This is a genomic window from Simiduia curdlanivorans (assembly GCF_030409605.1).
In the GTDB taxonomy this organism is placed as follows: Bacteria; Pseudomonadota; Gammaproteobacteria; order Pseudomonadales; family Cellvibrionaceae; genus Simiduia; species Simiduia curdlanivorans.
Genome location: NZ_JAUFQG010000006.1, coordinates 632,508 through 646,674 on the forward strand (window position 1 = coordinate 632,508; position 14,167 = coordinate 646,674).

At 50.5% G+C, this 14,167-nt stretch carries 7 protein-coding genes; 5 read left to right on the forward strand and 2 right to left on the reverse strand.

What is annotated here, in order from left to right; genetic code table 11:
- Positions 1-281 precede the first annotated feature (281 nt).
- From QWY82_RS16615 to QWY82_RS16635, 5 genes are all read left to right on the forward strand, one after another.
- Positions 282-2,780, forward strand: a complete 2,499-nt coding sequence (locus QWY82_RS16615) for a glycoside hydrolase family 3 protein (RefSeq protein WP_290264633.1) — start codon at positions 282-284, stop codon at positions 2,778-2,780.
- A gap of 73 nt (positions 2,781-2,853) precedes the next feature.
- Positions 2,854-4,992, forward strand: coding sequence for a glycoside hydrolase family 16 protein (locus QWY82_RS16620; RefSeq protein ID WP_290264636.1), 2,139 nt, complete (start codon positions 2,854-2,856; stop codon positions 4,990-4,992).
- A gap of 670 nt (positions 4,993-5,662) precedes the next feature.
- Entirely contained in the window at positions 5,663-8,662 is a 3,000-nt protein-coding gene (locus tag QWY82_RS16625) for a TonB-dependent receptor (protein WP_290264638.1), read from the forward strand.
- Between the two features lie 102 nt (positions 8,663-8,764).
- Positions 8,765-10,282, forward strand: coding sequence for a tryptophan halogenase family protein (locus QWY82_RS16630; protein ID WP_290264640.1), 1,518 nt, complete (start codon positions 8,765-8,767; stop codon positions 10,280-10,282).
- Positions 10,279-11,793 carry a tryptophan halogenase family protein gene (locus tag QWY82_RS16635; protein WP_290264642.1) on the forward strand — a complete coding sequence of 505 codons (1,515 nt, stop codon included), beginning with the start codon at positions 10,279-10,281 and terminating at the stop codon, positions 11,791-11,793. The genes QWY82_RS16630 and QWY82_RS16635 overlap by 4 nt, the downstream gene beginning before the upstream one ends.
- Before the next feature lie 22 nt (positions 11,794-11,815).
- On the opposite strand, the gene QWY82_RS16640 is transcribed toward QWY82_RS16635, so the two are convergent.
- Positions 11,816-13,321: a tryptophan halogenase family protein gene (locus QWY82_RS16640; protein WP_290264644.1), complete on the reverse strand. Its 1,506-nt coding sequence runs from the start codon at positions 13,319-13,321 to the stop codon at positions 11,816-11,818.
- A 161-nt stretch (positions 13,322-13,482) separates the two neighbouring features.
- Positions 13,483-14,022, reverse strand: a complete 540-nt coding sequence (locus QWY82_RS16645; RefSeq protein WP_290264647.1) for a dihydrofolate reductase family protein — start codon at positions 14,020-14,022, stop codon at positions 13,483-13,485.
- Positions 14,023-14,167: the final 145 nt, after the last annotated feature.

Genomic DNA, 14,167 nt, shown 5'->3' on the forward strand with positions numbered 1-14,167 from the left:
ATCGAGACACGTCAATAAGTTACCCCTGCTGGAATGCACGATACAGTACAAACGTTCCAGCCTTGGGTTTGATTTTTTGGCGGCCACATAGATGGCAAGGGCTAAATCAGCCGCCCTAATTCGGCTTGACAATAGAACTATCATCCAAGATCATGTAAGCGCTTACATTGCTGGGTAGTACTTCGCCCCTTTATTACGAATTAACTGATGCAGCCCCCTTTTAACCACAGCAGAATCTGGCCCCACTAGCCAAACAAGGTCACACACTAGCGAGCGCTCCTATGACGATAAAATTTGCCCCACTCACCTTGTCCTGTTTATTGCTATTGAGTTGCGACAATTCCGTATCAACCCACTCAGCTGAAGCGCCAGAGAAAATGACCAGCCAAAACAACTTTGATGCCTCGCTATGGCCAACCAGACCTAAAGCGCCCTTGAATGCCGCGCTGGAAGGAAAAATTACTGGGTTGCTAAACACCATGACGCTGGAACAAAAGGTTGGCCAGATCATTCAGCCCGAAATTCGACATGTATCGCCAGACGATACGCGGGATTATTTTTTGGGTTCGGTGCTCAACGGCGGAGGCTCCTTTCCACAACAGAACAAACACGCCAGCTTGCAAGACTGGTTAACGCTGGCCGACGGTTTCTATCAAGGCTCGATGGACATTAATGCGCCAACAAAAATTCCCGCCATGTGGGGCACAGACGCGGTTCACGGCCACAACAATGTAATTGGCGCAACCTTATTTCCCCACAACATTGCCTTAGGTGCGGCGCATAACCCGCAACTCATTGAAGCCATTGGCGCCGCTACGGCACGGGAAATGGCCGCTACCGGCATCAGCTGGAGTTTCGCGCCCACCATTGCCGTGGCCAGAGACGACCGCTGGGGCCGCACCTACGAATCCTATAGTGAAGATCCGGCGCTGGTGAAAAAATATGCCGGCGCCATGGTCACAGGATTACAAGGAAAAAAAGGCAGCGACAATTTTCTAGGCAAGGGTAAAGTTATTGCCACCGCCAAACATTTTATTGGCGATGGCGGCACCCAAAAAGGCATCGACAGAGGCGACGCGAACATTAGCGAAGCCGAACTCATCAACATACATGCACAAGGTTATTTCGCCGCGCTCGACGCCGATGTACAAGTGGTGATGGCGTCCTTCAGCAGCTGGAATGGCGACAAGTTGCACGGCCATCGTTATTTACTCACCGACATTCTAAAAAATAAACTCAGCTTCGACGGCTTTGTCGTCGGCGACTGGGCTGGTCATGCGTTTATTCCCGGCTGTACCGACACCCACTGCCCAGCCGCCATCAATGCCGGCGTTGATATGTTCATGGCGCCCGACGCCAACTGGCGCGAACTTTTTACCAACACGGTTCTGGATGTGAAAGCCGAACGGATTAGCCAAGCGCGGCTAGACGATGCCGTACGCCGTATTTTGCGGGTTAAGTTACGCGCCGGTTTGTTCGACAAGGGCACGCCGTCTAGTTATCCCCTCGCCGGCGATACAACGTTAATTGGCCATCAAGAGCACCGCGCCATCGCCCGTCAAGCCGTGCGCGAATCAGTCGTGCTGCTAAAAAATACCAATCAACTACTGCCCTTAAAACCCAACCAAAAAATATTGCTTGCCGGCAATGGCGCCAACAATATCGGCAAGCAAACCGGTGGCTGGACGATCAGCTGGCAAGGCACTGGCAACGCCAATACCGATTTCCCCGGTGCGACGTCTATTTACCAAGCTATTGTATCCGCTGTTACGCCCGCCGGCGGCGATGTAATGCTAAGCGAAGAAGGCCAATACACAAGCAAACCCGATGTCGCCATTGTGGTGTTCGGTGAAGACCCCTACGCCGAAATGCAAGGCGATATTGGCGATTTAGGCTTTCGCTCTGAAACGGATTTGGCGCTACTGCAATCGCTACAAGCCGAAGGTATTCCCGTTGTTGCCCTGTTCATCACCGGTCGACCACTGGCAACCAATGCCTATTTAAATGCGAGCGATGCCTTTGCTGTTATTTGGCAGCCTGGCACTGAAGCTGGCGGTATCAGCGACGTATTATTTACCAACGCCGATGGCAGCCTGCGCTTCCCCTTTACTGGCAAGCTAAGCTTTTCTTGGCCTAAGCATGCCGATCAAATTGCGCAAAATATCAATACCGAAAATTACGATCCGCAGTTCCCGCTTTACTACGGCTTAACCAATGGCGAGGTAGACACCACTGTCTACCCGCTCCATGTGCAGCCCGGTGATCTATCCTCGAGCGCATCCAATCAGCAAGCCATTTTTCAACAACGCACCTTTAGCCCTTGGACTCTACGCGTTATCGACCAAGGCACACGCACAGATTTGAACGGTGCCAGCTTGGAAACCCCTAAGGTAACACTAAAAACCTTGGATCGCTTTGTCCAGGAAGATGCCATTCAGGTGCAGTGGAAGGGCCAAACCAGAGTGGCCTTCGAAAGCAATGAAGCGGTGGATTTAAGTCGCTTTAATAAGGGCCGCCTGGTATTCGATTTACAATGGCAAACCCCAGCGCCGGTTGCACTCGGTCTCGATTGTGCAAATGGCTGTTCAACCGTTGCGCTAAACGATTACGCACAGAGCGCAACAAAAGATTGGCAAGAAGTCAGTATTCCGCTCGCCTGTCTTGGAACTTCACTGGATAAAATCACCGCCCCCTTTGCACTCAGCGCAGATGGAAAAGCCAAGCTGACGCTCTATAACATGCGTCTCGAGGTAGGAGATGAGGTTTGTGAAAAACAATAGCAATGATAAAGGTTAATGAATAAACGTTGGCTCGAAATAAAATAATTAATAATAAGCAAAGTAGGGGAAAGTCATGAAACACTATCTAGTGCCGCTAGTTTTGAGTTTAGGTTTGAGTGCCTGTGGTGGTTCGTCGGGCGGGGGCGATACGGCTGTATCGCCCACACCCACACCCACACCAACGCCAACGCCAACGCCACCAGTGAGTGAAAACTGGCAGTTGGTTTGGAGCGATGAATTTGATGGCGTAGCTATTGATAGTAGCAAGTGGAGCCACGAAAAAAACTGTACCGGTGGCGGCAACAATGAATTGCAGTGTTACACAGACCGCGAACAAAATAGTTTTGTTGCCGATGGACTATTAAACATTGTAGCTCGGCAAGAGAGCTTTAGCGGTCAGAGTCAAAATGACGATGCACCGGATTACGATCCACTCGATACTAGCGCCACCCGCAATTACACCTCAGCGCGGCTGCGCACTAAAGCCAAAGGCGACTGGCGCTACGGGCGCATGGAGATAAGTGCCAAATTGCCACAGGGTCAGGGCATTTGGCCCGCTATCTGGATGTTGCCCACGGAGTGGAAATACGGCGGTTGGCCGGCCAGTGGTGAAATCGACATTATGGAGGCAGTCAACTCCAATACAGGATCTAGCCCAAACGATATTCACGGCACACTTCACTACGGAAAATTTTGGCCCGAAAATACTTACACAGGTGCCGCAAAAACGGTGCAAGGCAATGTGTGGGAAGGCCAACATATTTATGCCGTGGAATGGGAACAGAATGAAATACGCTGGTACCTAGACGGCGAACATTACGCTACCCAACGCCCAGCAACAGACTCAAGCACTGGCTGGTTTACCTACTATTGGCAAGACCAAACTGAAGGTTACAGTTACGGTACCCAGGGCGCCCCCTTTGATGAACAATTTCACTTAATACTAAATCTCGCCGTTGGCGGAAACTGGCCCGGAAACCCCAACGCCAACACTCAGTTTCCGCAAACATTGAGTATTGATTACGTGCGCGTTTATCAATGCGCGCCCGAGGGCGTTATCAGCGCCGATGGCAGTGGCTGCGGCACTAATATTGACGCCAACATTGAAGCGATAGGTGCAACTAGGCCTGCACAAAACAGCTTCACCTTGTATCAAAATGGTTTGCAAACACTTGCGCTAACAACCAATACCGGCACCGTAGAGCAGAGTCTCGATTTAGCTAGCTGGTCGGCGGTGGATGGCAATGTTGTGACAGAAACCCTTAGCGATGGCGACAATAGCCTGTGGCAAACCACCTTTTATGGTGCGGGCAATAGTTTTATACGCGCTAACGCAAGCCCAATCGCCGACACGGAAACCGGCCTACAGCTCGTCAACATGGCGCAATACGGCGAGCTCAAGTTTGATATTAAAGTCCTCAGCGCCGAACCTAACACCGAACTTAGGGTCAAGGTCGACAGTGGTTGGCCGCACCTATCTGAGTACACCTTGCAAGCGTTGCCGCACAACCAATGGACAAGTATTTCCGTGCCCTTGAATCAATTGCAAGCTAATAGCGTTGAAGCCGGCCAAGTGAATTTTGGCGCAGTGGTAAATCCCTTCGTCATCGAGGCGTCTGGCCCGGCGCAAATTCAAATCAACAATCTGCGCTTGACCTGTTTGGCAAATTGCAACCTTGCGCCACGCGCCAATAGCACCAGCGGCGAGATTACCGACACCGTGAGCATTTTTGATGATGCAGTAAATAGCCTCTGGAACCTCGGTATCTTGATCTGGCAGGAAGCTAGCCCCCATCTGGTGGTTGAGCTAGTGGATGCCGCAGACGGCGCGCGCGGCACGGTTATTGACGTCGCTTTTACCGGTGCAGATCGAAACGGACTGGTGTTTATTCAAACAGATACCCTTCAAGACATGAGCGCCTTTGCCGCAACAGGTTTTTTACAATTCGACATCAATGTCATCGACTATGCCGCGGCGACAGCCCTAAATATCAAAGCCGATTGCGTTCACCCCTGCTCTTCCGGCGACATCAATATCGGCCAACCCGGCATGCACGGCTGGGAAACCGTGCAAGTGCCGATCAGTGATTTAGTCGCTGGTGGTTTAGACCTAACCAAGGTCAACACTCCTTTTGCCCTGCTGCCGACCTGGGCAGAGCAGGAAGGCGTGCACCTTCAGTTGGACAATATCAGCTGGGAACTAAACCACTGAGATCGATCTACACGCCAACGCGCTGTTGGCGTGTAAACCCACCGCACTATGTACATGTACCTTTCGCATTTATACCTAACGCTTCAAAGGCCCAAGTATTTCGCAGAATGCTTGAATAGCCTGAGGTAATCTACCGCTTACCCACTCACCCAGCCCGCTCTATGCCCAAGGCAAACGAACGCCCCTAAGGCACAAGAGTCCGTGACACCGGCCAGAATGATGCAAACTAACGCTAAGCTCAAACCCCCGACGTGGGAGCTAACCCGCTCCTTACCGGTTAATAGGTAGATGGAGAAAATTAACTCACATTATTTTTTATAGTCATAATGACTAGAAAATAGATTGATAGGATAAATTTTACCTATTTTTAGCCTATTCCATAGATACAGAATCCTAAAAAATATTCATAAGTAGGATGAGCTTGACAAAACACACATTGGCCAACCACTTATATTCATATTGAACATAAGCTGTAATTGTAATATGGTTTGCCTAGATCCACTTGCTATCCTCCGTCGCATACCGGCGTGAAGTGGTTCTGAACTGATACAAAGCGAGATTCAACGCAACATCGTTGCCGTCGGATCTCGCACGCAGGGACAGAGAGTTGGAAAGCTGTATTACCCTACTCACCAAAAAAAATAATTATTTCCTAGATCAAGGGGAACAGATGAGCAAGTTTCATTCGAGGTATCAAAAAACATTATTAGCCACCAGTATCACTGCGATCGTGATGTCCGGTAGCGCCGGCTTTGCCATTGCCCAGGAGGGCATTGAAGAAGTTACTGTAACCGGCATCCGCAAGGCACAAGAAGACTCGGTCAGCTTAAAGCGCGACGCCGCCCAAGTGGTTGACGGTATCTCCGCGGAAGACATTGGCAAATTACCTGACGTTACTATTACCGATAGCCTGCAGCGCATTCCAGGTGTCTCTATTCGTCGCTCTGCCGGTGAAGGCTCTAGCCTCATTGTCCGAGGCATGCCCCAGGTGGGTAGCCAACTGAACGGTGAAGCCTTTATGAGCCCTGGCTCAATTACCACCGTTCAGCCCTCTTACGGAGACTTGCCCTCTCAGTTATTTAAAGGTGCCGACGTTTACAAAACCTCTTCGGCCAACCTAACCAACGCCGGAATCACCGGTACTATCAACCTGAAAACTCGCCGCCCCTTCGAATTCGATGACGGCTTTACCCTTGCTGCCAGCGCCGAAATTCAGCAAGGCGAAGAAACGCAAGAATCAGATCCCGTTGCCAGCGGACTGGTAAACTGGAAAAACGATACCGTTGGCGTCATGGTTTCCGGCTCCTACGCCAACACCAATCTGGCCAACTACTACAACGGCTTTAACACCGGCAACCCTGAAGGCGACGCCAGCTGGGTCAACGGTGTTAACGCTTGGGGTGGCAGCAACCCAGTTAACTACCTATCTCCGCAAGGCTTTGCCGCTTGGAACCAAGTCACCGAGCGCGAGCGCGCAGGCCTGAATGCCTCTTTCCAAGCTGATTTAGGCGAAGGATTCCAATTCACTGCTGATTACTTCTACACCCAGCAGGATGAGTACAACCGCAAAGTAGGTATGAGCGTTACCAATAAATGGCAGGGCTTAGAGTGGTTTAACGACGTGGATGGTCGCGATTTGGGCGTGCTCGACAACGGCCAACACTGGATGACTGTCAATCAATGGGATATGAATCCAAAACGTCTTAAATCCTTTTCTCAGAACGACAGTTACCTGACCGACTCTACTAACGTCAACCTGCAATTAGACTATGACAACGGCGGTAAACTTACAGGCTCTGTGCGTTACGCTCAGGGCGATGCCAGCAAAAAACGTCGTCACGGCTATAACGAAGGTGACCTCACGGATGGCACCTCAACAGGCATCGATCCCTTCTACCCAGCGGAGCTGTGCGGTAGTGCCACGCCGGTGGGTGACGACGGTGGTTGCTATGTGCCCCCGAACCCATTGGGCTACACCGACAACCCGCAGCTAACCCTTGATACAAGAGGCGCGCATTCAGTTTGGGGCGGTTTTGACAACCAAGTCGCAGGCGGCCTAGGCGCTGGTGCAACCATCCGCGACTACATGACTAATTTGGACAGCTACAACATCGGCGCCTTCTCCTCTGAGAACAACGCCGATAGCACCGGTGACTTCAAAGCCTTCCGCATGGACGGTAACTACGCGCTCGAAGAAGGCATGTTTATCACCAGCGTCGATGTTGGCTTGCGTAGTTCGCTGCGCTCAGTGGAAGAAACCCGTTTCCACCTATTTTCGCCCTTTTATGCCGGCTACAACGACATTAACGGCAACACGCTAGAAGAAGGTTGCGGCGTACAGTGGAAAGCAACTGACGTTGCCTTAGGCAATTCAGACGGCTGTACGGCAGGTGAAATGGTCAACGGCGATTTCGTTGGCTACACCGCGCTGCCGCCAACGGCCCTCGACGCCCACAACAATGTCAGCTTTATTACTGACTTTGGCCCGGTGAAGGGCATCCCTGGTGTGTGGGCAGTTAACCCTTCCGATTACGATGACCCAGAGGCCTTCCATAACCGCGTATTCGGCTCTACCCAGCGCATGATTATTCCCGGCACGTCTTACGCAGTAGATTTACAAGAAGATAGCTTTTACGTTCAGGGCAACTTTGAATCGGGCATCATGAGCGGCAACCTAGGTGTTCGGGTTATTGAAACCGAACTAACCGTGGTCCAAAACGTCGTCGGTCCAACGCCCATTCCCTACGGCAACACCAACCCCGATGACGGCGACAAAGTCACCAAGCGCTCCTACCGCGACGTGCTCCCAAGCCTGAACTTAGCTTTCGCCGTAACGGATGACATAAAAATACGTGCAGCCTACGCTAAAAACATGACACCGCTAGATCTAGCGTCTTGGGGCGATGGCCGTACCGTACAAACCTCGCTAGACGCAACCACCGGACAGTTTGAAGTCAACGCTGTGTCCGACGGCGGTAACCCAGCGCTAAATCCATGGCGCTCAGATAACTATGATCTGTCTGCGGAGTGGTACTTCGGCGATGCATCAATGGCCGCTATCGGCGCTTTCTTGGTGGAAGTGGAAAGCTTTGTTGCTGACGGTACCGTTGAGGAAGATTTCATCTTAACGTCTGGCGCAACCCGCACCATTAACGTGTCTAGCCCTGTGCAGGGCGAAGGCGGTGAAGTAAAAGGCATCGAAATCGGCGGCAAGCTAGCCATGTCTGACTTTACCGATGGCTTTATCAGCGGTTTCGGTCTCGATGCCAACTACACCTACTCGCCGTCTACGCAAGAAAGGCGCGACGTCAATGGCGATAAGTTAGCATTCCCGGAAAACAGCGAGGATCAATACAACTTGGCGCTGTGGTACGAAAACTACGGTTTCCAGGCCCGTATCGCCTACAATTACCGCTCTGACCGCTTGCATGAGACTTGGGGTGTCTTTGATACCGTTGACGAAAAACGCACCGCTGGCGTGTACCAAAAGGCTGTCGGCTTCGTCGATCTATCGGCTAGCTACGATATCACTGAGGAATTCACCGTTTACTTTAACGGCTCGAATATCACCGGCGAATACGAAGACTACTACGTGCAATGGGAAGACCAGTACGCTTACCAAAACTATTACGAACCGCGCTATACCTTAGGTTTACGCGCGCGCTTCTGATAATTTGATGATGTAAAATCTAAAAGGCCGCTGGGAGGTTTCCGGCGGCCTTTTTTTTAGCGGGGTTACCGGGCAAGATAGAAGAAAATAAAGACCATACTTATGAACAGTGAAGCGATAGAAACATTAATCATTGCCGGGGGCGGCACAGCAGGCTGGATGGCTGCAGCATCGCTCGCCAAACATTTTCAAAATACGCCACTAAAAATTATACTAATTGAATCTTCTGCGATAGGCACGATAGGTGTAGGAGAAGCGACAATACCCACCATTAGACGCTTCTATCGCCAACTCGGCTTAAGCGATGGCGAGGTAATACAAGCCACACAAGCCACCTGCAAACTCGGCATTGCCTTCGACGACTGGAAAACTGAGGGTCATAGTTTTATCCATCCCTTTGGTCGCTTTGGTCAAGATTTTAATCAAATACCGTTTCACCATTATTGGCTGAAATTACATCAACGTGGCAAAGCCGAGAACATCGGCAATTTTTCACTGCCAGTTAAGCTGGCCCGCGCCGGAAAGTTTACGCTACCCGCAGTCAAGCCCAGTAATTCCTTGGGTGTGTTCGATTGGGCGCTACATCTGGATGCCACTGCATTTGCGCAACTACTTAAAAAGAAGGCGTTAGAGATGGGCGTAACCGCCATTGACGCACGCATTGTCAAAACCTTGCGCAACCCTAATACCGGCTTCATCCAATCCCTGCAGCTCGATAACGAGCAAGAAATTAGCGGCGATTTATTTATTGATTGCACAGGTTTTAAAGGCCTCTTAATTCAAGAGTCTTTAGGCGTTGAGTTTGATTCTTGGCAAGATCAACTATTGTGTGACCGAGCCGTTGTGGTTCAAACCGAGCTGTCTACACCTAAGGCACCGCCCAGCTACACTCAAGCAAAGGCACATAGCGCTGGATGGCAATGGAAGATTCCATTGCAAACGCGACAAGGTAACGGCCATGTTTTTGCCAGCCGATATATCTCTGATGACCAAGCGACACAAACTCTGTTAGACCATGCAGGTGCCAAACCCATACAGGACCCCCGAATTATCCATTTCACCCCTGGCCGCCGAAAGCTCGCATGGCATAAGAATTGTATTTGCCTAGGCTTAAGTGCCGGTTTTTTGGAGCCGCTTGAAAGCACTAGCATCGCGCTCATCGAAACCGGGATAGAAAAGATAAAGCTGCTCTTCCCCACTAAAGCGTGCGACCCAATACTTGCCGATGAATTCAATGAAATGACTCGACTAGAATACGAGCGGGTTCGAGACTTCATACAACTGCATTACAGCCTCAATCAGCGCCACGGAGAGTTTTTTTGGGACGATTGCCGGCACCTCAAAACGCCTGAAACACTGACGAAAAAAATGGCGCTATTTAAAGCCCGAGGCCACCTTCTAAAATACCGCTGGGAAATATTTCAGAATCCCAGCTGGGTTGCGCTTTACACTGGCTTTGGATTTCTACCTAGCCACTATGATCCAGCCGCGGACAAAATTGATGATGACCAGCTTATTGCCATGTTCAACAGTATGGAACAAGGCCTTAAACAAGCCGTAGATCAAACACCTAGCCATATCGAGTTTTTAGGTTACCTGAACGAGGCAAACCCAACATGACACAGCCACATTGGGTTATCGTCGGTGGCGGCACAGCAGGTTGGATTGCAGCAAGCGCGCTGACCCATCAATTCAACGGCACGGGTATTCGAATTACCTTAATTGAATCCTCTAATATTTCAACCGTAGGTGTTGGCGAGGCGGTGATTCCCCCTTTCATGACATTTATACGCAATCTCGGCATAAACGAACAAGAATTCATCGCAAAGGTTTCCGGTACATTTAAACTAGGCATAGAATTTAGAGACTGGTCTAAGTTAGGCGAACACTACTTCCACCCATTCGGTAGCCTAGGGCGAAGCCTAAACGGCAATGATTTCTACCACTGCTGGCTAAAAGCGTCACATGAAGGCGATGCAGGTGATTTGCTTGACTACTCACCCGCAAAAATTATGGCTGCACAACATCGCTTTTTCCCACCCTTCAAAATGCCGGCACAATCAGGGTTTGAAACAGCAAATTACGCGCTCCATTTCGATGCCGGCTTAGTAGCAAAAGAATTGAGACACTATGCCGAAGCTAAAGGCGTTAATCGTATAGACGCGCAGGTAGCACAAGTCATAACCGACAGCACGGGAAAGATTACTGAACTCTTACTAGACAACGGCCAGCGAGTTAACGCTGACTTCTTTATTGATTGCACCGGCTTTCGCGGTCTACTCATTGACCAAGCATTAGCGTCCCCCTTCCAAGATTGGTCTGAATACTTACCCTGTAACAGCGCCATTGCCTTACAGTCTGAGCACACGGGAAGCACCCCACCCTACACTACCGCTAGCGCAAGAGAGGCCGGCTGGATCTGGCGCATTCCCTTACAGCATCGCATGGGCAATGGTTATGTTTATTGCGATCGCTTTTGTGATGACGACGAGGCGATTGCAACGCTACAGACACAACTAATAGGCAAACCATTACACGACCCCCGAGTGATTAAATTCACAACTGGTATGCGGCGCGCCTCGTGGAAAAAAAACTGTATAGCCTTAGGGCTCTCGGGAGGCTTTCTTGAGCCGCTAGAGTCAACAGCCATTCATCTCGTCACTCGCGGCGTTCAATTTCTACTAGAGCTTTTACCCGATCTCACGCTAAGCGATGAGCAGTGCGAGAGCCTTGCCGCTGAGTACAATCGCCGCTTGCTGCAAGATTATGAGGAAATACGTGACTTTCTAATATTGCATTACTGCCTAACAGAACGAGATGACACCGAGTTTTGGCAGTACTGCAGGTCGATGCAACTCCCCGATAGCCTCCAAGCGAGGATCGCGCTCTTTAAAGCGCGTGGCCAGCTACCGCCAGAGAAGGACGAATTATTTAAGAAAGACAATTGGCTTGCGGTCTTACACGGCATGGGTATCGCGCCCACTAGCTATCACCCATTCACAAATCAACTACCGAGCCACCAACTACAAAACGCCCTGCAGGCAGCCCGTCAACAATTACAAACCGGCGTGCAAAGCATTCCAACGCACGACGACTTTATTGCTCAGTTCTGTAAGAGCCCACTGGGCTAATAACTTGTCACGGCGACAAGCTTCAACTTGCGGCACAATGCTTCGCAATAAAGCTCGCATGGCTCATCGCTCCAGACACACCCTGCTGAATGCTCTCGCGCATCCCTCTCAATTGATTATCGAGTAAAGCTGTATCAAACTGATCTGCCGCTAAATCATACAGGGCAGGTTCTATATGAAAGCCGTTGTACATCGCTAACCAACTATTATTATCAAAAGATTCCAGTTCAAAATTAATCAGATGGCCACGGCTTTTAAATAAGGCGATTTTATTCTGCAGCGTTTCTGGAATCGACATGGCGCGGCAATAGCGCCATATCTCGCCATCATCCCGCTTGCTGGCATGATAATGCAAAATTAAAAAGTCGCGGATGCGCTCCATTTCAATGGCAAACAAACGGTTGGCTTCGTTCACCTCATCAGGTCTTACGCCAGTGATGGGGAAGAATTGCAACAGACGACTCAACCCCGTTTGAATTAATGCAATGCTGGTGCTCTCAAGCGGTTCGAGAAAGCCCGACGCCAAGCCCAAGGCAACACAGTTTTTATGCCAAAATTTTCTGCGTCTTCCGGTGGTAAACTTTAATGTTTTAGGTGTGGAGATTGCTGAGCCGTCTAAGTTTGATAGTAAATCTTCGCGGGCTTGGTCATCAGTTAACCACTGGCTGCTATACACATAGCCATTACCGACGCGACGCTGCAAGGGTATGCGCCACTGCCAGCCGCCGGTACGAGCGGTGGTGCAGGTGTAGGGCCCTGGCGATGGGTCGGCACTGCTCGCCACGGCAACGGCAGAATCTACCGGTAACCAATGGGACCAATCCTCGTAACCCGTGTGCAATGCCTGTTCTATTAACAGGCCGCGAAAACCGCTGCAGTCGATAAAAAAATCGCCGCTTATTTGAGCGCCAGAATCGAGAGTCAGCTGCTCAATAAAGCCATTGTCGCTATTTAACCCAACCTCAAGTACTTTGGCATCAATGGCGCAAACGCCTTGCGATGTTGCGCGCTGCTTTAAAAAATCGGCATAGGCAATGGCATCGAAATGAAATGCGTATTTATAGTCGGCCAGCGGGTTAAGCGCTGGCACCTGCGGTTGGGCAAAGCGATTTTGCTTGGCCATTTGCGCTGAAAAACAGTAATCCTCGTAAGCGCCGGGGTTCAAGCCCAGCTGCTTAACGCGGTGATAGTGATGATGAAAGGCAACACCCGCTAGGCTGACACCCGCGCCCGAAAAGGGGTGCATAAAGCTGTCGCCAATTTGGTACCAGTCTTTAAATTCGATACCCAGCTTAAACGTCGCTTGGGTGGCGCGAATAAACTCGAGTTCATCGATACCAAGACTTGCGTTAAAATTTCGAAGGCCGGGCAACGTCGCCTCACCAACCCCCACAGTGCCGATAGCGGACGACTCAATTAAACTGATGCTAATGGGTTTACCACGAAGATAATGCGCCAAGCTCGCGGCGGCCATCCAACCCGCCGTGCCGCCGCCGACAATAACGACTGATTTTATTTCACGATCCAACGCAACCTCCCCCTTACATTCATCCTATTTAATCAGTCTGACCTGATATGGTCACAATGTAAATAAGGGTATTTGATAGCCTGAATTGGCAGTGTGACTATCTACCACTGTCGGTTCAAAGGCTAGCCATGGGTTTATTGAATGTGGGTCGGATCTCTGTATCAGACCCGCTGATAATGACTCTGAACTAGGCCGTTAGACCAGGTAAAGGTTTTCACATGCCGCCAAGTGATCATCGCGTTGGGCTCTGATAGTTTGCCAAATAGGCTGAGCCCTTCGCCTATTAACACCGAAACGCGGGTGATGATTAGGCGTTCGATTAATTGCGGGCGAATAAACGCCTGTATGGTTTCTCCGCCGTCGATATAGGCGTGCCGAAATCCCTGCGAGGCCAACACACCGAGTATGGCAGCGGGCTCTCCCTGCATGAACTCAGCTTTTGCCTCCAGCGCTTGTGGCATTGTGCGCTTACTGTGGGAGAGTACCTTCACCGGCAGGTCATAAGGCCAATCGCCGAAACTTAACACTTTCTCAAAGGTATGCCGCCCCATCACCAGCACATCGACACTGGCGCTAAAGGTTTCGTAGCCCATATCGTTATCCGCCTCTGCTGACGGCAACCAATCGAGCTCACCGTCGAGGCGAGCGATATAGCCATCGAGGCTCGTTGCAATAAACACAGATGCGAGACATGGCTTCATATTCAGCTCCTCACTAGCGTTGAAGTGTAGATGAGGATAGCAGCAATGATCACGAGCTATTTTCCCTATATCGCTCTAAAAATTGCCTATTGGAAACTTAAGTTGACTATTGGAAACACGGAGCTTAGGATTCGCGACCAAGCAG